This window comes from Flavobacterium sp. AJR, assembly GCF_002156885.1.
GTDB lineage: Bacteria > Bacteroidota > Bacteroidia > Flavobacteriales > Flavobacteriaceae > Flavobacterium.
Genome location: NZ_NCWQ01000062.1, coordinates 1 through 21958, shown reverse-complemented (window position 1 = coordinate 21958; position 21958 = coordinate 1). Strand labels below are relative to the sequence as shown.

Annotated in this window: 24 protein-coding genes; 13 read left to right on the top strand and 11 right to left on the bottom strand. The window is 32.0% G+C overall.

Annotated elements, in window-relative coordinates:
• The first annotated feature begins 41 nt into the window (after positions 1 to 41).
• The 4 genes from B8T70_RS16010 to B8T70_RS15995 all read left to right on the top strand — a co-directional run bounded on the left by B8T70_RS16010 (position 42) and on the right by B8T70_RS15995 (position 3197).
• Complete coding sequence (locus tag B8T70_RS16010) at positions 42 to 1151, top strand: glycosyltransferase (RefSeq protein WP_039112367.1); 1110 nt, start codon at positions 42 to 44, stop codon at positions 1149 to 1151.
• The gene (locus B8T70_RS16005) at positions 1142 to 1693 is read left to right on the top strand and encodes an RNA polymerase sigma factor (protein ID WP_039112368.1); all 552 of its coding nucleotides are present in this window, start codon (positions 1142 to 1144) and stop codon (positions 1691 to 1693) included. The genes B8T70_RS16010 and B8T70_RS16005 overlap by 10 nt, the downstream gene beginning before the upstream one ends.
• A gap of 152 nt (positions 1694 to 1845) precedes the next feature.
• Complete coding sequence (locus B8T70_RS16000; protein ID WP_086895472.1) at positions 1846 to 2655, top strand: energy transducer TonB; 810 nt, start codon at positions 1846 to 1848, stop codon at positions 2653 to 2655.
• 161 nt (positions 2656 to 2816) lie between these two features.
• On the top strand, positions 2817 to 3197 hold the full coding sequence (locus B8T70_RS15995) for a PH domain-containing protein (RefSeq protein ID WP_039112370.1): 381 nt from the start codon (positions 2817 to 2819) through the stop codon (positions 3195 to 3197).
• A gap of 57 nt (positions 3198 to 3254) precedes the next feature.
• Here B8T70_RS15995 and B8T70_RS15990 read toward each other — a convergent pair whose 3' ends face one another.
• Positions 3255 to 4124 (bottom strand): M48 family metalloprotease, encoded by an 870-nt coding sequence (locus tag B8T70_RS15990; RefSeq protein ID WP_039112371.1) that lies wholly within the window; start codon positions 4122 to 4124, stop codon positions 3255 to 3257.
• Positions 4125 to 4401: 277 nt separating this feature from the next.
• Here B8T70_RS15990 and lipA point away from each other — a divergent pair, with 277 nt between their 5' ends.
• From lipA to B8T70_RS15975, 3 genes are read left to right on the top strand one after another with little or no spacing between them, the layout of a single operon-like run.
• A complete protein-coding gene (gene lipA / locus B8T70_RS15985; protein ID WP_039112372.1) occupies positions 4402 to 5271 on the top strand; it encodes a lipoyl synthase in 870 nt (289 codons plus the stop codon).
• A gap of 27 nt (positions 5272 to 5298) precedes the next feature.
• Complete coding sequence (gene gap, locus B8T70_RS15980; protein ID WP_086895471.1) at positions 5299 to 6303, top strand: type I glyceraldehyde-3-phosphate dehydrogenase; 1005 nt, start codon at positions 5299 to 5301, stop codon at positions 6301 to 6303.
• Positions 6304 to 6329: 26 nt separating this feature from the next.
• Positions 6330 to 8507, top strand: a complete 2178-nt coding sequence (locus B8T70_RS15975) for an ATP-binding protein (RefSeq protein WP_086895470.1) — start codon at positions 6330 to 6332, stop codon at positions 8505 to 8507.
• Here B8T70_RS15975 and B8T70_RS15970 read toward each other — a convergent pair.
• Genes B8T70_RS15970 through B8T70_RS15955 form a run of 4 tightly spaced genes read right to left on the bottom strand, consistent with a single transcriptional unit; the run spans position 8504 to position 10828 of the window.
• Positions 8504 to 9316, bottom strand: coding sequence for a purine-nucleoside phosphorylase (locus B8T70_RS15970; RefSeq protein WP_086895469.1), 813 nt, complete (start codon positions 9314 to 9316; stop codon positions 8504 to 8506). The two genes, B8T70_RS15975 and B8T70_RS15970, sit on opposite strands and share 4 nt — an antisense overlap.
• Positions 9288 to 10313 carry a tetraacyldisaccharide 4'-kinase gene (gene lpxK / locus B8T70_RS15965; RefSeq protein WP_086895468.1) on the bottom strand — a complete coding sequence of 342 codons (1026 nt, stop codon included), beginning with the start codon at positions 10311 to 10313 and terminating at the stop codon, positions 9288 to 9290. The genes B8T70_RS15970 and lpxK overlap by 29 nt, the downstream gene beginning before the upstream one ends.
• A gap of 3 nt (positions 10314 to 10316) precedes the next feature.
• On the bottom strand, positions 10317 to 10598 hold the full coding sequence (locus tag B8T70_RS15960) for a Txe/YoeB family addiction module toxin (RefSeq protein WP_039112377.1): 282 nt from the start codon (positions 10596 to 10598) through the stop codon (positions 10317 to 10319).
• Positions 10574 to 10828 carry a DUF2683 family protein gene (locus B8T70_RS15955; protein WP_086895467.1) on the bottom strand — a complete coding sequence of 85 codons (255 nt, stop codon included), beginning with the start codon at positions 10826 to 10828 and terminating at the stop codon, positions 10574 to 10576. Before B8T70_RS15955 ends, B8T70_RS15960 begins: the two co-directional genes overlap by 25 nt.
• A gap of 252 nt (positions 10829 to 11080) precedes the next feature.
• Here B8T70_RS15955 and B8T70_RS15950 point away from each other — a divergent pair, with 252 nt between their 5' ends.
• From B8T70_RS15950 to B8T70_RS15940, 3 genes are read left to right on the top strand one after another with little or no spacing between them, the layout of a single operon-like run.
• Entirely contained in the window at positions 11081 to 12175 is a 1095-nt protein-coding gene (locus B8T70_RS15950) for a Nif3-like dinuclear metal center hexameric protein (protein WP_086895466.1), read from the top strand.
• Between the two features lie 3 nt (positions 12176 to 12178).
• Positions 12179 to 12958: a zinc ribbon domain-containing protein gene (locus B8T70_RS15945; RefSeq protein ID WP_039112380.1), complete on the top strand. Its 780-nt coding sequence runs from the start codon at positions 12179 to 12181 to the stop codon at positions 12956 to 12958.
• 52 nt (positions 12959 to 13010) lie between these two features.
• On the top strand, positions 13011 to 13859 hold the full coding sequence (locus B8T70_RS15940) for an alpha/beta fold hydrolase (protein ID WP_086895465.1): 849 nt from the start codon (positions 13011 to 13013) through the stop codon (positions 13857 to 13859).
• A gap of 52 nt (positions 13860 to 13911) precedes the next feature.
• Here the strand turns inward: B8T70_RS15940 and B8T70_RS15935 are convergent, their stop codons facing one another.
• Entirely contained in the window at positions 13912 to 14592 is a 681-nt protein-coding gene (locus tag B8T70_RS15935) for a helix-turn-helix transcriptional regulator (protein WP_086895464.1), read from the bottom strand.
• A gap of 76 nt (positions 14593 to 14668) precedes the next feature.
• Here B8T70_RS15935 and B8T70_RS15930 point away from each other — a divergent pair, with 76 nt between their 5' ends.
• The 3 genes from B8T70_RS15930 (at position 14669) to rluF (ending at position 17286) form a co-directional block, all read left to right on the top strand.
• Positions 14669 to 15835 carry a cytochrome P450 gene (locus B8T70_RS15930; RefSeq protein ID WP_086895463.1) on the top strand — a complete coding sequence of 389 codons (1167 nt, stop codon included), beginning with the start codon at positions 14669 to 14671 and terminating at the stop codon, positions 15833 to 15835.
• A 15-nt stretch (positions 15836 to 15850) separates the two neighbouring features.
• Positions 15851 to 16186 (top strand): antibiotic biosynthesis monooxygenase, encoded by a 336-nt coding sequence (locus tag B8T70_RS15925; protein WP_086895462.1) that lies wholly within the window; start codon positions 15851 to 15853, stop codon positions 16184 to 16186.
• A 287-nt stretch (positions 16187 to 16473) separates the two neighbouring features.
• Entirely contained in the window at positions 16474 to 17286 is an 813-nt protein-coding gene (rluF, locus tag B8T70_RS15920) for a 23S rRNA pseudouridine(2604) synthase RluF (protein WP_039119850.1), read from the top strand.
• Between the two features lie 223 nt (positions 17287 to 17509).
• Here rluF and B8T70_RS15915 read toward each other — a convergent pair whose 3' ends face one another.
• From B8T70_RS15915 to B8T70_RS15895, 5 genes are all read right to left on the bottom strand, one after another.
• Complete coding sequence (locus B8T70_RS15915) at positions 17510 to 17797, bottom strand: hypothetical protein (RefSeq protein WP_052250155.1); 288 nt, start codon at positions 17795 to 17797, stop codon at positions 17510 to 17512.
• Positions 17798 to 17885: 88 nt separating this feature from the next.
• Complete coding sequence (locus B8T70_RS15910) at positions 17886 to 18176, bottom strand: hypothetical protein (protein ID WP_052250156.1); 291 nt, start codon at positions 18174 to 18176, stop codon at positions 17886 to 17888.
• A 345-nt stretch (positions 18177 to 18521) separates the two neighbouring features.
• Positions 18522 to 19268 carry a LytTR family DNA-binding domain-containing protein gene (locus B8T70_RS15905; protein WP_039119852.1) on the bottom strand — a complete coding sequence of 249 codons (747 nt, stop codon included), beginning with the start codon at positions 19266 to 19268 and terminating at the stop codon, positions 18522 to 18524.
• Complete coding sequence (locus B8T70_RS15900; RefSeq protein ID WP_242667499.1) at positions 19261 to 20910, bottom strand: ATP-binding protein; 1650 nt, start codon at positions 20908 to 20910, stop codon at positions 19261 to 19263. The genes B8T70_RS15905 and B8T70_RS15900 overlap by 8 nt, the downstream gene beginning before the upstream one ends.
• Positions 20911 to 21020: 110 nt before the next feature.
• Positions 21021 to 21494, bottom strand: a complete 474-nt coding sequence (locus B8T70_RS15895; protein ID WP_086895460.1) for a hypothetical protein — start codon at positions 21492 to 21494, stop codon at positions 21021 to 21023.
• Positions 21495 to 21958 lie beyond the last annotated feature (464 nt).

The following is a 21958-nucleotide window of genomic DNA, read 5'->3' as shown; positions in this document are numbered from 1 at the left end:
TTGCACTCGCAAGATTTAAAATTAAAAGACATTAAAATCAGATGCTTACAATTATTTTATACTTTTTTATTGCTATCGTTGTTGTACAACTTTCTTACTATCTGGGTATATTTAGTAAATTTTCTTTTGCTAAAACACAGAATATCACTCCAAAAAGAATTCCAATTTCAGTTATTGTCTGTGCAAAAAACGAAGCCGAAAATGCAGTTAAGTATATTCCGCTTTTAATAGAGCAAGATTATCCTGATTTTGAAATTGTTTTAATAGACGATGCTTCAAGTGATGAAACTTTAGAAATTTTTGAACTTTTCGAAAGCCAATACCCAAATTTAGTACGTTTAGTTAAAGTAAAAAATAACGAAGCCTTTTGGGGAAATAAAAAGTATGCTCTAACTTTAGGGATTAAAGCAGCCAAAAAAGAGTACTTATTATTTACTGATGCTGATTGTTATCCTACTTCTAAAAATTGGATTACTGCAATGAGTTCGCAGTTTACAATGAACAAAACAATCGTTTTAGGATATGGCGCTTACGAAAGAATAGAAAAATCATTCCTAAATAAAATCATTCGTTACGAAACCTTACTTACTGCCCTACAATATTTTTCTTGGGCAAAAGCAGGTCATCCATATATGGGAGTTGGTCGTAATCTAGCCTACAAAAAAGAAGAGTTTTTTAATGTAAACGGATTCATCGGACATATTCAGGTTCGTTCTGGCGATGATGATTTATTCATAAATGAAGCTGCAAATAGCAACAACACAACTCTATCATACTCTCCTGAGAGTTTTACTTATTCTAAACCTAAGGAAACTTATAGAGACTGGTTTATTCAAAAAAGAAGACATATAGCTACAGCTAATTATTATAAGTTTTTTGATAAAATTCAATTGGGTGTTTTTTATAGCTCACAATTATTATTCTTTATACTTGCCATTATTTTGCTTGCATTTCAATTTCAATGGATAATTGTATTAAGCTTATTCTTGGTACGTTATATTGCTGCGTGGCTTGTTGTAGGTTTCTCAGCAGGAAAATTAAAAGAAAATGATTTAAAATTTTGGTTTCCTATCGTAGAAATTGTGCTTATATTCACTCAAATTAATATCTTTATAACTAATATCTTTTCAAAACCAGTACATTGGAAATAAATTCTAAAATAGAGAAAGCAAAAAATGGAGATCAAATTGCCTTCACTTTTTTGTTGGACCATTATTGGAACGAAGTTTATGGCTTCATGCTTAAACGCACCGAAAACGAAACCATTGCCGAAGATATTACCATCGAAACTTTCTCTAAAGCTTTTGATAAAATAAAAACGTACAATTCCGAATTTCAATTCAACACATGGCTTATTGCTATTGCAAAGAATGTACATATAGATTTATTACGTAAAAAGAGAACTAATCTTTTTATAGAAATCACCGATCAGGAAAACCAACAAGCTTATAATATTGCCGACACTACTCCGTCGGTAGAGGATGAATTAATCACTGAACAAAATTTATCCCGATTATTACATTGCATTAAAGAATTAAAACCACATTATCAGGAAGTAATTCAGCTACGCTATTTTCAGGAAATGAGTTACCAAGAAATTGCACTCAAAATAAACGAGCCTTTAAGCAATGTGAAAATAAAATTACTTCGCGCTAAAAAATTATTAGCAGAAGTGATCAAAAACAAAAGATAATTTATTATCTTTAAGCAAAGGATAAAACATCTACATCTTTATTCTTAAATAAATAAAAATCCCGCATACCAAGTTCTTATTATTAACGTTATTAGGTAAAACAATTTTTGCTTATGATTTAACCACTACTTAACCTTAAAAAACCGTGAATTATGTCAACATCAAGCATCTACGAAAACAAATGGATTGACCTTGTATTCGAAAACAGAAACAAAGAGTATGGCGCGTACCAGTTACGCCAAGAAAGTTCAAAAAACTCAATTAAGGCACTTTTCATGGGATTGTTTTTTACCACAACCATTGTGTGCGCTTCAATGTTTATTACTAAACTGAGCAAAGTCGATGTAATAACCACTATCCCCGATAGTTTACCGACAATTGTACAAGTGAGTGAAGTTCACATTAATGAGAAATCGGCAGAAATGCCTGCTGTAAAATCTCAGCCTGTTGAAACTGCTATTGAAAAAAGCCAACTTGTAAACCCTACAATTGTAGAAGCAAGCCAAGTTACACAAGAAGTAGCAAAGGCTACCGAGAATGTTGTGGCGGTAAAAGCAACAAGTGGCGAAAGTAACGGAATACTAACAAATGCCATACAAAGTGGAGGTGGCGGACCAGAAGTTGTAACAGCACCAATTATTAATGATCCTATGCCTACTGGTTCTCTAGACAAATTACCAGAATTTCCTGGAGGGATGAATAAGTTTTATACTTATGTAGGTAACAATTTTAATCGTCCGGAATTAGATAGCGAAAGAACGATTCGTATTTATGTATCATTTGTAATTGAGAGAGACGGAAGTATGACCGATATCCTTGTAAGAAATGATCCAGGATACGGCTTAGGCAAAGAAGCTATTAGAGTTTTAAAATCTTTAAGAACTAAATGGAGTCCAGGAATGGTTGATTCTAAACCAGTTCGTACTGCATACAACCTACCTATTACAATAAAAACTGAATAAATATAAAATTAAAAAGCAGAATTTAGGTTCTGCTTTTTTTATGCCCTTTTATTTTAAAAAAGGAATTCTTATCTAATTATCTAAAGTAAGTTTTTTATAAAAAAATGTATCTTTACTGATGAAAATTACTTTTTTAAAATCATCAAAACAAACAATAAATTATGGGAATATTTTCGGCAATACTTGGTAATGCAGGCACAGTAAGTCAAGACGAATTAATTAAAAAATACGGTTTACTTTTAACCGATAATGAAGAAATAGAATTAGGCTTTAAACTTATTCGCGATACTTTTATTTTTACTACAAAACGATTAATTCTGGTTGACAAACAAGGATTAACTGGTAGCAAAACCGAATACAAATCGATTTCATACAAGAGCATCACAAGATTTAGTGTTGAAACTGCAGGAACTTTTGACCTTGACGCTGAATTAAAAATTTGGGTTTCGAGCGAATTGCATCCGAGTATTATAAAACAATTTAATAAATCGGTAAATGTATACGAAGTTCAAAAAGTATTAGCACACCACGTATTAAAATAAAAAAAAGCAGAACCTAGGTTCTGCTTTTTTTATCTTCAATTCTAAAAATAGACTTAATTATTTTTTAGTCGTTTTTTTAACTGTTTTTTTAGTTGTCGTTTTCTTTGCAGCTACTGGCACAGTGTTAACAATTTTTTGCTGAACATATGGTTTGTATACTCCGTCTTTTTCAGCTCTTTTTTTAGCATTATCTGCTCTTTCCTTAGAATCAGGATGTGAACTCATCATTTTATCCAAGAAAGATCCTTCGGCACCTTCGCTCATTTTAGCAAGGATTCTAAAAGCAGATTCTTCGGCATTTACATTATAGCCATTCTTTTTCATGAAGTTATAAGAAAACAAATCAGCCTCAGATTCCTGAGTTCTGCTGTGTTTACTATCTATCATTGCATTTCCAATTTTTACCAATTGCGTATCTGTAAGAGCAGAAATTTTTGCTGATTGTGAAGCCGCAGCATCAATTAAAGCTTCTTTTTTGTAAGCTGCTTTCATCGCATCTCTTGAATCGTGATTGGCAACGTGACCAATTTCATGCCCAATAACCGCAAGTAATTCGTTATCATCCATAATATCCATTAAACCAGAATATACACGAACGCTACCATCTGCAGTTGCAAAAGCATTTACTTCTTTTAGCATATACACTTTGTAGTTTAATGTATATCCATCTCCAGCAGTATGTTTTCCAAACAATCTGTTTAGTCTAATCGCATAACCATCTGTAGCTGGTGCAATTTGATTTTTAGCATCCATTTCTGCAACTGCTTCTTTTGATAAAGCTGCTGCATCGGCATCGCTAAACGTAAATCCTGCAACTCCTTTTTGAACAGCTCCTAAAGCTTTTTCTCCCAAATTTATTTGTGCATTGGCTTGTGTAAAACCAAAAGTTGCAAGCAAAACAACTAACGCTATCGATTTTCTTTTCATCTTTTTAATTATTAAATTAACTGTAGCAAATATACTACATCTTTAAAATACACGTATCTTGGAAACCAAATAATTTTAGAAGAAAAAAATATCTTATAATTTCAGAAATCCCGACCATTTATTGCGGTTTTAATCAAAAAACCTTTCTTTCATCTTAATTTATTAATAATCCGCAAAAAAGAATTTAACAGTCATTTTGTTATCGTTTTATAAATTAAAGCATAAACAAATCTACAAATAAACAACAATGCTTATCTTTGTACTTTGAATAATGAATATGGAAAGCGTTATAGATAATAATTTACCAATTGGGAAACCAAAATGGTTGAAGGTAAAACTACCAATCGGACAAAAATATACTGAACTACGTGGTTTAGTAGATAAATATAGTTTAAATACAATTTGTACTTCTGGAAGCTGCCCAAATATGGGTGAATGCTGGGGAGAAGGAACAGCTACTTTTATGATCTTAGGTAACGTTTGTACACGTTCTTGTGGTTTTTGTGGTGTAAAAACCGGGAGACCTGAGACTGTAGATTGGGACGAACCAGAAAAAGTAGCACGTTCTATTAAAATCATGAATATCAAACATGCTGTTATAACAAGTGTAGATAGAGATGATTTAAAAGATGGTGGTTCGATTATTTGGAATGAAACCGTGAAAGCAATTCGACGTATGAATCCAAATACGACTTTAGAGACATTAATTCCTGATTTTCAAGGAATCGAAAGAAACATTGACAGAATTGTAGAAGCTAATCCCGAGGTTGTTTCTCATAACGTAGAAACTGTTCGTCGATTAACTCGTGAAGTACGTATACAAGCCAAATACGATCGTAGCTTAGAAGTTTTACGCTACCTAAAAGAAAAAGGAATCAACAGAACCAAGTCTGGAATCATGCTTGGACTAGGAGAAACCGAAGAGGAAGTTTTTCAAACTATGACCGATTTGCGCAATGCAAATGTAGATGTAGTAACAATTGGTCAATATTTACAACCAAGTAAAAAACATTTACCTGTAAAAGAATTTATCACTCCAGATCAATTTGCCAGATATGAAAAATTCGGACTAGAACTAGGTTTTCGCCACGTCGAAAGCGGTCCGTTAGTGCGTTCTTCCTACAAAGCGCAAAAACATATCCTTTAGTTTTAAATGTTGAATATTTTATCTTAAATGAATAAAAAAATACGAATTGCTATTAATGGTTTCGGAAGAATTGGTCGAAACTTGTTTCGATTACTTTTAAATCATCCCGAAATTGAAGTTGTTGCCATAAATGATATTGCCGACACTAAAACTATGGCTCACCTTATTAAATACGACAGTATTCATGGTGTGTTACCGTTTGTGGTAAGCAGTGACGAAAGTGGAATAATCGTTGATGGAAAACATTATTTATTTTTCCATGAGAAAAACATTTCAAACTTAAATTGGAAAGACTATGACATAGATTATGTTATAGAATCTACCGGTAAATATAAAACGCACGAAGAAATAAATGCACATATTATTGCCGGAGCAAAAAAAGTCATTCTATCCGCACCTTCTGAAGTTGACACTATCAAAACTGTAGTTTTGGGTGTAAATGAAGGAATATTGGACGGAACTGAAACAATAATTTCTAATGCGAGTTGCACTACAAACAATGCAGCTCCTATGATTAAAATAATCGATGATCTTTGTGGTATTGAGCAAGCCTACATTACTACAATACATTCATTCACAACAGATCAAAGTCTGCACGATCAACCCCATAAAGATTTGCGCAGAGCCAGAGGTGCGAGCCAATCTATTGTTCCTACAACAACGGGCGCAGCAAAGGCATTAACTAAAATTTTCCCCAAATTACAAAACAAAATTGGTGGTTGCGGTATACGCGTTCCTGTTCCTGATGGATCATTAACAGACATTACATTTAATGTAAAACGTGCCGTTACTATTGAAGAGATTAATGAAGCATTTCAAAATGCAGCAAAAACTAGTTTAAAAGGAATTTTAGATTATACCGAAGACCCTATTGTATCTGTTGATATTATTGGAAATCCGAATTCGTGTTTATTTGATGCACAACTTACATCTGTAATCGATAAAATGGTAAAAGTTGTAGGTTGGTACGATAATGAAGTTGGGTATTCATCAAGATTAATTGATTTGATATTGCTAACGAAGGAAGTATAAACTACTAATAAAAAGTATTACAATACATGAAATATCTTTTTATCCTAATCAGTTTTTTCAGTTCATTTTTGTATTCCCAATTCAATCGGAATACAGATAGTGTTGTCTATTATGACCAACAGGCAAACTCTAGTCTTAAAGAAAACAAATACAGCCAGGCGCAGCTTTTTACAGAGAAATCAATTCTATTTTGTCAAACAAACCACAAAATAGAAAACCAGGCCGACCAAACTTTTAAGCTTGGTAAAATTTACTACAATCAAAAAAAATATGATGAGGCTTTAATCAACTTCAACAAAAGTGTTGATTTATTAAAAGATAAACCTTTATCTATTACCAAAGCGCTTGCTCTTCATTATATTGGTATAACTAATACCGAAAGAGGAAAGCATAATCTTGCTCAAACGTATTTTGACAAGTCAAAATCTGTCTTCAAACAGTTAAATATCGTTGACTCAAGCCAAGCATTAACACTTCAAAAAGGGATAGCTTTGAAGACTAATCATGAATATGATTTAGCAATCTCTACATTCAAAAAAATAACCGAATTACCAGATAGTAAAAATACTTTAAAAACAAAAACTGATGCTTACTATCAACTCGGACTTATCGAGAGTCATTTAAAAAGAAATGATTCTGCTATACATTATCTGGAAAAAGCATTAGCCTTAACCACAAAAAGCAATGACCTTAACCAGAAGGCAACTATTTTATTAGCCATAAGCAAATATTATAAAAACCATCAGGATTATGACAGAGCTTACACTTATCTAGATGAACATTATCAATTAAAAAACTATATTTATAAATTAAAAAACTCAAAATCAGATTTTGATGATTTTAAAAAATTTAAGACTAAAGAGGTAATAAACTCAGCTATCCAGAAAGAGAAGAAAGACCTTGAAGATAAAAAAACATACAAGTATTCTAAATTAATAAGTATTCTTGCTATTGCTTTAATCTCTATTTTATCTCTTTTGAGTTTATCCCTTTACAAAAACAACATTATTCGAAATCAGAATAATATGCTTTTGAGAGAAAAAAATAATGAGTTGATTATTGCAAAGAATAAGGCCGAAAAAGCATCTAAAGCCAGATCTGAGTTTTTATCGACGGTAAGTCATGAATTACGAACTCCTCTTAATGCAATTAACGGAATTACACATTTATTAATAGAAGATAATCCTAAAAAATCACAGAAAAAATACTTAGAATCATTAAAGTTTTCGGGGAATTATTTGACTACATTTATTAATGAAATCCTAGAAATCAATAAAATAGATTCTAATAAGCTTGAAACCGAAAATATAAGTTTTAATCTAAAAGAATTATTAATAAACATACAAAGCTCTTTGAAGGAATTGGCTACTGCCAATAAAAATTATTTTAATCTAGACATCGATAAAAGTATTCCTGACAATTTAATTGGTGACCCAACAAAATTGTCTCAGATTATAATGAACCTGATTAATAATGCCTTAAAGTTTACAGCAAACGGACGTGTTAATGTGATTGTAAAATTACATTCATTAGAAGACGAAGCAGCAACTGTTTATTTTGAAATAGTTGATACTGGAATAGGAATTCCTGAAGACAAATTACAAACCGTTTTCGAAAGTTTTTCGCAAGGCTCTATAGAAGTTAACCGAAAATATGGAGGAACGGGTTTGGGACTCACGATTGTAAAAAAATTAACCGAAATGCTAGGTGGGGAAATCAATCTTAAAAGTGAAGTTGGTAAAGGTTCTACCTTTACTTTTAAACTAAAATTCCAAATAGATAGTGAACCATTAGCTATTAAAGAAGAAACCAAATTGTACAACGACTACGAATTAAAAGACAAAAATATTCTGTTGATAGAAGACAACAGGATTAATCAAATGATTACTCGTAAAATGCTCGAGAATAAAGGCATAACCTGCGAGGTAATCGACAATGGAGAGGATGCGATTGAGTTATTAAAAATCAAACGATTTGATATGATTTTAATGGATGTGCATTTACCTGGAATAAATGGTACTACTGCCACTAAATATATTAGAGAATTTGATAAAATAACACCAATTATAGCTTTAACGGCTATTTCTCTAGATGAGAACAGGGAAATGTTATTATCATTCGGGATGAACGACGTAATAACAAAACCCTTTGTTCCTGATGAATTTTACAGCATTATCGCTAAATGTTTTAACGTAAGCGCTTAATACTCTAAAATCAAGTTTTTTATTAAAGCTCTTACTTTAGGCTCGGCCATTTTTGCCGCCTCAAGAACTTCATCATGCGAGATTGTATCTATACTTTCTTCGTTACCCATATCGGTAATTACAGAGATTCCAAAAGTTTCTACATCCATATGACGCGCAACGATAACTTCTGGCACAGTTGACATTCCTACACAATCTGCTCCAAGAATTTTAACCATTTTATATTCAGCCAAAGTTTCAAAAGTTGGTCCTTGTAAACCAAAATAAATACCATCGTGAATTTCAATATTCAATCTTGATGCAATTTCTTTGGTCTTAACAATCATTTTTCTAGAATAAGGCTCGCTCATATTTACAAATCGAGGTCCAAAACGGTCATCATTTTTACCACGCAAAGGATGCTCTGGTGCAAAATTAATATGATCTTTAATAATTACGATTGACCCCACTTTGTAAGCAGCATTTACTCCTCCTGAAGCATTAGAAACCATTAACTTGGTAACTCCCAAAAACTTCATTACTCGAACCGGAAAAGTAACTTCTTCCATAGTATATCCCTCATAAAAGTGAAAACGACCTTGCATCGCAACCACTTTTTTATCTCCAATAGTTCCAAAAACCAGAGCTCCTTTATGACCTTGAACTGTAGATACCGGAAAATTAGGGATTTCATTATAAGGTAATGTAAATTCTATTTCTATATCATTTGTAAAACCTCCTAAACCTGAACCTAAAATCACTCCATATTCTGGCGTGAACTGTGTTTTTGATTTTATATAACTAACTGTTTCCTGAACTTTTTCCCACATAATTTAAAATTGTTGTATCAAAATCATTTTGATAATTAATAAAAGTACTTTTTATCGGCAAATAAAATAATTGCGGCGCAATATTAGTGTCTTTTAAGCGAACATAATCCTTTTCGGTTGTAATAATTTTATGTTTTTTTGCTTTATTCGCAATTGTTGTAATATCCGTTTCTGTAAAGTGATGATGATCAGGGAATGTAAGACATTCATCGTCGTTAGATTTTAAAAACTTAAAAAATGGTGCTGGCTTTGCAATTCCTGCCAAAAGTAATTTTGGTTCGTTTTTAATTTCTTCGATTGCTAATTTCCCTGTTTGAGAATAAATGCAATCATCATAATCAATATAAGTAAAGTATAATTCTTGTGATGGTTCTAATTTTAGCTTTCTACGAATATTTTGCTGCTCCGATTCCTGAAGATCAGAAGGACATTTGGTTACAATAACAATATTTGCTCTTTTTGCTCCACTCCTGCTCTCTCGTAAATTTCCAGTTGGCAACATCCAATCATCAGCATATAAATCACCATACGAAGTAAGCAAAATATAAAATCCTGCTTTTACTTTACGGTGTTGGAATGCATCATCAAGCAAAATAACCTGAGGCTTTTTAGGTTGCGAAAGTAATTTCTGGATTCCGTTTGTTCGGTTTGCATCTACTGCAACTTGAATATTTTTGAATTTTTGAAAAAACTGAAAAGGCTCATCTCCTAATATAACAGCATTAGAGGTTTCATCAGCAAGTACAAAACCCTCTGATTGTCGTTTATATCCACGACTAAGCGTAGCAACCTGATATGTATTTGATAATAATCGAATTAAATATTCTATTTGAGGTGTTTTACCTGTTCCTCCAACGCTAAGATTACCAACTGCAATAATCGGAATATCAAATGATGTTGATTTTAAAACTCCTTTATCAAAAAGAAAATTCCGAATACTAGTGATGATTCCATATAAGATGGCAAATGGAAAGAGTAATTTTCGAAGTAAATTCATAATTTATTTATCAGAATAATGTCCCATGGCTGAAACTACATAAACAGTTACAATATCGTCTTCAACCCGATAAACTAATCGATCTTTCTGATTAATGCGTCTAGACCAATATCCTGTATATTCATATTTTAGTTGTTCAGGATTTCCAAAACCCTCGTATGGATTTTCCGTAAGATCGATTAAAATTTTAGCAATGTTTTTAATAGAAGTCTTATTCCCTGATTTTTTATGTTTTTCAATATCTTGATTTGCAACCTTCGTTACTTCAACCCTAAACTTCCCCATATATCATCTGGATTCAGCGTTGTAGTTTCGCCTTTTTTAATATTCTCTTCTGCTTTTTTAACCTTTTCAACAAATTCAGAACTATAAATACTCGGTTCTTCATTAACCTGTCCATAAGTTGGCTCAACAATCTCAATACCTTCAACACCTTTAAAAAAAGCTTCAGACATAGCTAGAAAGGCTTTTCCAGCTTTGGTTCGTTCATCAATTTTTATTGTTATTGTTGTCATGACTATTACTTTTGAATTACAAATATACGAAAATCGTACCATTAGTATCAATAGTTTATACTAATGGTAACAGTTCTGTAACTACTTTATAAGGCAAACATAAATTTCCCGAAGTACATTTTTATTTTAAAATTGATTTGTTTATTCGTTAATTTGCTTAATTAAAATTTTACTGTCTTTGTTTGTCATTTAAGGTTCTGCTTGACAAACTTTAAACATCAAACTTTAAACTCTAAGCTCAAACTAAAGAAAATGAAAATACAAGAAATACTTTCTGTTCTCGAAGAGATGGCTCCTTTGGCTTACGCCGAAGATTTTGACAATGTCGGGCTTTTAGTTGGTGATTCATCTACAGAAGCTACAGGAGTTTTGGTTTGTCACGATGCGCTTGAAAATGTAATTGATGAAGCAATTGTCAAAAATTGTAACCTGGTTGTTTGTTTTCATCCAATTCTATTTTCTGGGATAAAAAAGATAACGGGGAAGAATTATGTAGAACGTGCTATCCTTAAAGCCATAAAAAATGATATTGCTATTTATGCCGTTCATACTGCATTAGACAATCACTCACAAGGTGTAAACAAAATATTCTGTGATGCCTTAGGTTTGATAAATACCTCGGTTTTGATTCCGAAACAAAATTACATTCAGAAATTAGTAACTTATACTGTTCCTGATAATTCCGAGAAAGTCCGTAATGCTTTGTTTGAAGCTGGAGCAGGAAAAATTGGCAATTATGACAATTGCAGTTTTAACACCGAAGGTTTTTTTACTTTTAAAGGAAATGAGAATAGTAATCCTGTTATTGGAGATAAAGAGAAATTACATACTGGGAATGAAATAAAGATCGAAGTTGTTTTTGAAAAACACTTGCAATCAAAAATCCTGAAAGCCTTGTTTGCCAATCATATTTATGAGGAGGTTGCTTATGAGATTTATGATTTACAAAATGCACATCAAAACATAGGTTTAGGCATGATTGGAGAATTTGAAACTCCGATGAACGAAACAGACTTTTTACCTTTTGTAAAAGAAAAAATGTTAGCAGACGGTATTAGACATTCTGCCTATACAGGCAAAAAAATTCATAAAGTTGCTGTACTTGGCGGATCTGGAAGTTTTGCCATAAAAAATGCAATTCAGGCTGGAGCCGATGCTTTTTTGACAGCCGATTTAAAATACCATCAGTTTTACGAAGCCGAAAATCGATTACTATTAGCCGATATTGGACATTTTGAAAGCGAACGCTATACAAAAAATTATATTGTTGATTATCTTCGGAAAAAAATCCTTAATTTTGCAATCATTTTATCAGAAGAAAATACAAATCCAGTTAAGTACTTATAGAATATGGCGAATACGAAAGAATTAAGTGTTGAGGACAAGTTAAGAGCAATTTACGATTTACAGCTAATTGACTCTAGAATTGACGAAATCAGAAACGTAAGAGGAGAACTTCCATTAGAAGTGGAAGATTTAGAAGATGAAGTTGCAGGTTTAGGCACACGTTCAGAAAAATTGAAAAGCGAACTAGAAATAGTTGAAGAGCAAATCAAGACTAGAAAAAATGCTATTGATGATCACAAAGAAGCCATCAAAAAGTACACAAAACAACAAGAATCAGTTCGTAACAATAGAGAATTTAACTCTTTGACTAAAGAAGTTGAATTTCAAGAATTAGAAATTCAATTAGCTGAAAAGCAAATCAAAGAAATGAAAGTTTCTATTGAGCATAAAAAAGAAGTAATCTCTGGTTTAAAAGAAAGACTAGAGTCTAAATCTTCTCATCTAAAACACAAAAAATCTGAATTGGATGCGATTATGGCAGAAACTCAAAAAGAAGAAATCTTCTTATCTGAGAAATCAGCTGAGTACGAAGTTTTAATCGAAGACCGTTTATTAGCGGCTTACAAAAGAATCAGAACTAGTGTTCGTAATGGTTTGGCTGTAGTATCTATTGAAAGAGGTGCATCTGCAGGTTCTTTCTTTACTATTCCACCACAAACACAAGTAGAGATTGCCTCTAGAAAAAAAATCATCACTGATGAGCATTCTGGAAGAATCCTAGTTGATAGTGCATTAGCAGAAGAAGAAAAAGAGAAAATGGATTTATTATTTTCTAAATTCTAAAGAATATAAAGCCTCGAAGTTCGGGGCTTTTTTTATATTAAAAATTACAATTTTGGGACTTAAAGAAGGTATTCGTTTCATAACATTAAAATCCGTTGGGCAATATATTAACTTTTTAAGTTATGTACGTCCAGAAAAAGCTGCGCAGATTTCATACGCCCTTTTTAGCCAACCAAGAGAAGGAAGATTAAGCAAAGAAAACTTACCAGAAATATTACAAGATACCAAAACTGAAACATTTCATCATAACGAGCACCATTTTCAGACTTATACTTGGGAAGGAAATGACACCAAAATATTACTCGTTCACGGATGGGAAAGTAACGCTTCACGCTGGCAAAAAACACTCCCACACTTACAGCAATCAGGAAGTACTATTATTGCCATAGATGCGCCTGCTCACGGACAAAGTAGCGGTAAAGAATTCAACGTACCTCTTTATGCAGAGTTCATTAACAAAGCTGTACAAAAATACCAGCCTACAATTATAATTGGTCATTCTATAGGCGGAGCCGCTTGTGTATATCACCAGCATTTATATCCAGAAACCAGTATTCAAAAAATGGTTATTCTAGGTGCTCCATCAGATTTACAAACTCTTATCAATAATTATATTTCCATGTTAAGCCTAAACGAAAAAATGGTTCCGCTTTTAGAGAATCGTTTTGTAAATCGTTTCAACTTAAAACTGGAAGACTTCTCTGGAAAAAAATTCGCTTCAAATTTCACTGTCAAAGGATTAATTGCACACGATGTCGAAGATAACGTAGTCGCTTTTGAAGAAGGGGAAAAAATAGCCAGCACTTGGAAAAACAGCCAATTTATCGCTACAAATGGTTTAGGCCACGGCATGCATGATGATGAGCTGTACCAAAAAGTAGTTGCTTTTTTGTTTCCTTAAAAGAGGTTTTCTTAGGTTCTAAGGTTCTAAAAGGTCTAACAATCTAAGAAGTCTAAACAACTATTTTAAATTGTTTATATAATTCTTTTTCTCCTTTTCCTGTAATAATTATTGCTCTTGAATTTTCAGTTTTTCGCAACCAATCATTGGCTATCATTTTATTCAATAGTGACGTAGCTAGAGATCCTGCCATATGATTTTTTCTTTCGCTCCAATCAAGACATGGCTTCAAGAATAATCGCCTTTGTTTCCTAACCTCATCGACATTTATACCAAAATCCGAAAACCATTTTATCCCTTCGGAACTAATTTCAAAATCATTATTAGTATCAATAATTATATTTTGCTCTAATAAACTATTCGTTAAAGCCACACCTATTTTCCCTGCTAAATGATCATAACATGTTCTGCAATGTTTTATTGGCGGAAGTTTTTCTGTATTCTTTTTTCTCGAAACTTCTTGTGGAGGAATAAGGCTTGCCATTCCTTCGATAGCATAAGCAATTTCTTTACTTGAAAATCGATAATATTTATGACGTCCTTGTTTTTCGACACAAAGCAAATCGGCGTCTAATAACTTTCCTAAATGCATGCTTATATTTTGCGGCGATGTATCGGCTACAATTGCCAGTTCTGTAGCTGTAAATGCTTTTCCGTCGAGCAACGCCCACATAATTGATGCTCGGGTTGGATCACCGATTAATGTTGCAATTTTTATAAACTGTTCTTCCATTTTATGCAATCATAGTTAATTCTAAACTGAAGTATCTACGTGTAAAGTTAAATAACTTTGTTAAAAATCATAATCTATGTCACCTACTTTATTCTTTCAATCGGATATTAAAGACCCGTATGCAATATATAAAACAATGCTTGATGATCATCCTGTCTTTTGGGATGAGGCAAACCAAATTTGGGCAATTTATTCTCATGAATACTGCACAGAAATTCTAAATAGTCTCAACGTAAATATCCCAACTATTAATCCTAATAACGAACAGAAACTTAATGAATATGCTTTAAAAATCATCAATCATTTATCCCGGTTATCAAACGGAATCCAACATGCTATTGCAAAAGAAACTGCAATGCTTTTATTTGCTAACATGAAATCGATTGACATTAATCAAATCATTGCCGAATTATTAGATAATGATTTAATCGAAAACAAAATAGATTGGGTTGATTCTGTTTGCAAAAAGCTTCCTGTTTTGGTTATTTTAAAAAGCTTTGGCTTTGGGCAAAATGATTGCAAATTCATTTCTGAAAAAATAGAACTTTTTGTAAAAATGATGCTGCCAAATAAATCTGCAGAACAAGTTCAGGCAGTTAATGAAATTTCAGAAAATAGTTATTCAATAGTAAAAAAGCACTTATCAAGTCTTAGTTTCTATAAGCCTTTACTAGACAAAATATCCGAATCGCATACTATTTCTTTCGAGGAAACGATAACAATATCTGTAAGCAATTTAATTGGATTGTTGATTCAAAGTTACGATGCTTGCAGAGGTCTTTTGAGTAACTCTTTATTACAAATTATTAATACTCATAATCTAGTACCCAAAAACAATATTAATAAAACACAGATACAAAAATTAGTTATTGAAACCCTGCGCTTTGATCCACCAATTCATAATACAAGAAGAGTTGCAATTACGGATATTGTATTAGATAAAACTATAATTAAAAAAAATGAAACCCTATTATTGGTTCTTGCAGCTGCAAATCGTGACCCAAAAAAATTCGATAATCCTTTGAGTTTTGATATCGAAAGAATCAATAATAATGAGAATCTTACCTTTGGGATTGGAGGTCATATGTGTCTGGCTAAATACTTTTCGATTCATCTTACAACCGAGACTTTATTATATTTATTTAATAATTATAATACAATTGCAATTCTAGAAAGTAACATCCTGTATGAACCTATGATAAATGCCAGATTACCTAAAAACATCTGGATTTCGATTCAATAATTTAAATTAAACAACATGATAGCAGTAATTTTTGAAGTAATTCCTAACGAAGAAAAAAAACAAGAATATCTTGACATCGCCGCAAGCTTGCGCCCTGAGTTAGATAAAATTTCTGGTTTTATATCTATAGAACGATTTCAGAGTTTTAATGACCCTGGAAAAGTTTTGTCTTTGTCATTTTGGAAAGATGAAGAAAGCATCCAACAATGGAGAAATCTCGAAATGCATCGTAATGCACAGTCTAAAGGGCGACAAGAAATTTTTAAAGATTACCATTTAAGAATTGCCGATGTAAAAAGAGATTACGGAATGTTTGACAGAAAAGAAATGCCGAAGGATAGTCCTTTTTAGGAGGTTCAAAGGGACAAAGTTGCAAAGGAACAAAGGTTCTGATCCCGAGGCTTCGGGACTGAGGTTCTGAGGTTCTGAGGTTCTGAGGTTCTGAGGTTCTGAGGTTCTGAGGTTCTGAGGTTCTGAGGTTCTGAGGTTCTGAGGTTCTGAGGTTCTGAGGTTCTGAGGTTCTGAGGTTAAAAAAAAGCATTTTGCTTTTTTTTTTTAAGATTTCGAAAAATCTAAAATCTAAGAAGTCTAAAAGGTCTAACAATCTAAGATGTCTATTTTTTGACTACTTTTGCACTATGGAAGAAAATCTAAAACGCCTCAACAAATTCATTGGAGAAACTGGATATTGTTCTCGTCGTGAAGCTGATAAACTAATCGAAGAAGGACGTGTAACCATAAACGGAATTGTACCTGAAATGGGAACTAAAGTTTCACCTGATGACGAAGTACGCATAGACGGAAAGTTAATCGTAGAAAAACACGAAAAACCAGTTTATTTAGCTTTTAATAAACCTGCTGGAATTGAATGTACCACTAATCTGGAGGTTCGTAACAATATTGTAGATTACATTAATTATCCTAAACGTATTTTCCCAATTGGGAGATTGGATAAAGCCAGTGAAGGTTTAATATTTATGACCAATGATGGTGATATTGTAAACAAAATTCTGCGTGCAAGAAATAATCACGAAAAGGAATATACTGTAACTGTAAGTAAACCTATAACGGATCGCTTTATTGAGCGAATGGGAAATGGTGTCCCTATTCTTGATACGGTAACCAAAAAATGTAAAGTAGAGCAAATAAGCAAATATATCTTTAAGATTATCCTGACTCAGGGTTTAAACCGTCAGATTCGAAGAATGGCGGAATATTTAGGCTATGAAGTTACTGCCCTAAAGCGTATTCGTATTATTAATATTTCTCTTGATGTTCCCGTAGGCCGCTACCGTGATTTAACGGATGCTGAAATTAAAGAATTGAATGAGCTTATTGAGCCTTCGAGTAAAACTGAGGAAGCAAGTTTACCTAAGATTGAAACTCCAAGAAGAAAAACTGAATTTATAAAAAGAGATGATCCTCGATTTAAGAAAAGAGGAGACTATTAAACTCTTGTACTTACAAATCTATATAACAAAGAAAGCCTGGAACTGAAATTCCAGGCTTTTCTTTTTCTACAATCTTATTTTTTACCAACAAGTAATGTTATTTTATGATAATTGAATATTCAATTCCAATTACCTTAATATACATTTTTAAAAATTATTTATTTACTTTTCAGATTCGCTTCTTTTTAAATAGTTTCAAAATTTCACTTTTCCAAAAAAAATATTAAATCGGTGTTATTCCTGTAAGAACAGGATTTCCAGACAATGGATCATAAATCTCAACGAGAGCTTCATAAGGAAGTCCGGATGAAACAACTGTTGCATTACATTTAAAACGATAATTTGTTCCTGCCACAACCTGCGTCGAAACTGCAGTTGGATTATATTTCACTCCAAGCAAACCATTCATTGCTTTTCTGAATATTTGTAAATCTTCTGGGGTTGGAGTATGATAAAGTGTCCATCCTCCCAGTAGTGTCTCCGTATTATTTATTAGGGCATTATTTGACATAATTTCTATAGTTTAAATTACTTTAATTACTCTTTAGAATCTTCAGAAATCACTTTTTAAAAAATTGATACTGAACTTTTTTTGAGTATTAAATCCTTGTTATTTTCACAACATGCGGGTCACCAACTAGTGGTTTAAAAATCTTCACTATAGCTTCATAAGCAATCTCTGAAGGCGGAATTGACGCAGTACATCTAAAACGATAGTTTATTCCTGCTACCACCTGTGTCGCAACTGCCGTAGGGATATATTTTACTCCAACATAACCTTCTAAGGCTTGTTTAAATAATAATAAATCTGCAGCTGTAGGTTTGCGAAAATCTGTCCATCCACCTAATATAGGCTCATGGTTTTCTAAGACTTGGGTTTGACTTGACATAATGTTATAATTTAATTGTTCTTGGTCCTACTCATAAGGCTTTTCGGAAACGCCACGTTTCTAAATAGAGCACGAAAACTCTATTTAATGAATTACTTGCCTGATAAATTATCAAGCAAATAAGAAGTCATGGAGAATTAAATTATGCTAGCTTTAATCAATTCCCTATAGTAAAACTATAGCACAATTAAATCTGTAAATAAGAAAATGTCATGAGAACGGAAATCATTGTCATGAAAAGTAAAAAAAGTAGTATGGGATTTTTCCCTAAAGTAAATAAGCAAAAAAACCTCCTTCATATAATATGAATGAGGTTTTAGTTGTAGAGAATTATATAAAGTAAGATTATCTCAATACGCGAAACTTTTTAACGAAATCTCTGTATTTCTCGCTTAGGACAACTTTGTGGTTTCCTTTTAAAACAACGAGATTATCATTGACAATTATCTCTTCTATCTTGCTTAAATTTACAATATAGTTACGGTGTGTTTGACTAAATTTAGCCGGGTCCAAAAACTGAATGATTTTGGTAAGAGATATTAAGATTACAAATTTTTCGACGTCTGTTATTATATTGCAATATCTGTCTTCAACTTCTATATAGACTATATCCTCAATTCTAACTTTTTTTAAAGCTTTATTTTTTTTGATAAAAAGATAGTCGTCACTTATAACGGTATCTTGTTCTTCGCCAACAAAAACATTGGTCTGACCATAAAACTTCTCGACTGCCATTTCTAAGGCATACAAGATTTCTAGTTCGTTAAATGGTTTTAATAAAAAACTAAATGGTTTGGTAAGTTTAGCTCTTTCAAAAATCTGACGATCTTTGGAACTTGTCAGGAAAACAAAAGGTTTTAAGCCATTAGGAACAATATTAATTGTTTCTGCAAAAGTAACTCCGTCTGGTTTTCCGTCTAAAAAAACATCTATAACTACAACATCTATCGCATTGTTATAAAACAACGCTAATGCTTCGTTATAAGTAGGCGCAATGCCTACAATATTATAATTATTAGCGGTAAGCACTTTTACAAGCGCATCGCTTTCTGCTGGAGTATCTTCGATAATAAGCACATTTATATTATCCATGATTTTTAAACTTTTGTAATACTATAATTATTTTTGTTCCAACATTTTCTTCACTCTCAATTTCTAATCTACCGCCATTTTTATAGATCATACTTTTGCATAATTGCATTCCTAATCCAGTTCCTATTGTATCATCATTTTTCTTTTTAGAAAGTAATGCTGTTTTTTTCAATAGTTCTTCTTGCGTAGAAGCGCTCATCCCTAATCCGGTATCTTCGACAACTAAGTAACAAAAATCATCATCTGAATCTCGTGTATAAATCGAAATCTTGCCATTATCATTGGTAAACTTAATCGCATTATCTAATATATTACGGATAATTATTTTAAGCGAATCCATATCGGCAAATACATAATCGGTAGTAGAAACTCTATTTTCAAAACTGATGTTTCTATTTATCATTAATGGCTTATAATTATATTCTACATGTTTTACAATTGTCGCCAAATGCAGCGATTCCTGAAAAAAATAGGTTTGTTTCGTTTGTAACAAAGCCCAATTGAGTAAATTGTCTAGCAAATTATAAGCTCCGTTAGCAATTGCACTATTATTATGTAGTTGTACATCTAACTCTGTGTAATTCTTGGTTTCTAAACTCTCAATTAACTTGCTATTACTTGTTTTTAAAGCATTAACCGAAGATCGTAAATCATGACTTACTATAGAGAATAACTTATCTTTTGTAGCATTTAATTTGTCTAACTCTTCTTTTTGAGCCAGGATAATTTTATTATTTTTTATTTTTTGCCTGTAAAAATATACCCCTGTTCCAAACAAGATTAACAATAGGACAGAAGAAAACAATAAACTATTTCTCTCTGCTATTTTTATCTTATTCTCCGCTTCAAGTATATTTACTTCTTTTTGCTTTTGCTTTACTGCAAATTTCTTTTCCAGATCGGCAAGTGCCCAAACTTTATTCTGATCGTTTAAAGAGTCTTTCCACTTTTCGTATTCTTTACGATAGGCCAAGGCCAAAGGAAAATTTTTCCTATTTTCTTCTACCACTGCCATATTCATTGCAGCAGTTTTTTTTATTCCAAATGATTTTACTTTTTTAGAAAGGTGATATGCTTTTTCAAAATAAGGAATTGCCTGATTGTCTTTATATTGTTCATAATACAAAGTAGCAATATCCATATAGAATCCAGTTAGTATTAAATCATCTTTTTTAGTCTCTTGTAATTTGGCACTTTTGAACAAATATTCTTCCGCCCTATCAAACTTTTTAAGATGTAAGTAACACAGTCCAATATTATGTAAAACAGTACTCTTTTCAAAATCATAAGCATCCTCAGAAAGCTTTTCAATGAAATCAAAATGTGACAACGCAAGTTCAAATTCATTCTGTTGCAAAGCAATTTCTCCTAAAAAAAAATTCACATTATGATAAAAGACAAATTTTTTTGAAATAAGATTTAATTCATTTTTAGCCTCTTTAAAAATTTTTTTCCTTATAAAACTAACAGCTCTAAAATAATGACAATAATCTTTTAATTCTACGACATTAATCTTGATAAGTTGCTTCATAGAATAAACTAAAGTCGAGTCCCAATTATTCTCTAAAAAGAATTTTTGAGCTTTATCAAAATTAACTTCCCCCTTATACTTTATTACATTTTTTTTAATTTCTATTCTCAATAGATCATCTTTAAAATTAACCTGAGAAAAAAGAATAAGAGGAAAGCAAATTAAAAAAATAACAAAAAAAATTAGTATTGTTTTTTTTTCTTTTAACATTCTATAACCAACTATATTGATTGAACTGTCGTTTCTGTTCCTCTAGATGCTATTGGATCTATATCCCAAAGAAAGGTCTGGACTGTTTTTAAATTTGAAAATTCACCGATAAACCCATATGGATTGGCATTAAATTTAAGTTCATGAACAGAGAATGTACACGCATCCTGTTCAGGCATATTGTAAGCTATAAAAAACTGCAATTGGGGTTGTCCCTCAACATCGATATAGCAATTTTGAAAAATATCATATTGAAAAACCTCATTTCTTTTATCCAAATCAACATAAGCAACAATATTTATGGAGAGCGTATCACTCTCTGCATTATAATATGCTTCTACAAATGGAGACAAAAGTCCTTTAGATTTTCTTTCAGGAAAAGTTACTTTTCCTATCTCAGGATTATTATTTTCAGAAAAAATTTTGGTTCCTGGAGGCATGGTAATTACTTCATTACCTTCAACGTTTAAATTTGTTGTACTCATAATTTTTAAAGTTAGTTAGTTTATAGGTTTGGAACCTATCAATGGTTAATAAATAAGTTCACAGAAATAAGATATTCGCCTAAAAATGCGGGATGGACAACACTTTATTTCTATTTCAAATATAACAAACATTTTCTTAATAACTTTTAATCATTAACAAATAACACGTTAAAAACCTGTAGTTTATCTTATTTATTTGCTTTTAATCGCATAAAAACAATATAAGGCGGTTAATTCTTACAAATATCATCCGTAATATGTTATAAAAAAAGTCCATAATATAAATTACAGACTTCGATTTTTATTCAACTTTGATAAATATAATTTTCATTATAAAACTATCCTCCTGATTGCACTGTAGTTACCGTACCTCTAGAAGCAACTGGTCCACCAACAACATATTCTAATTGTTGCTCATTGAGTGATTTAAAAACTTTAGAAGGTTTTACTTCACTTTTAACCTT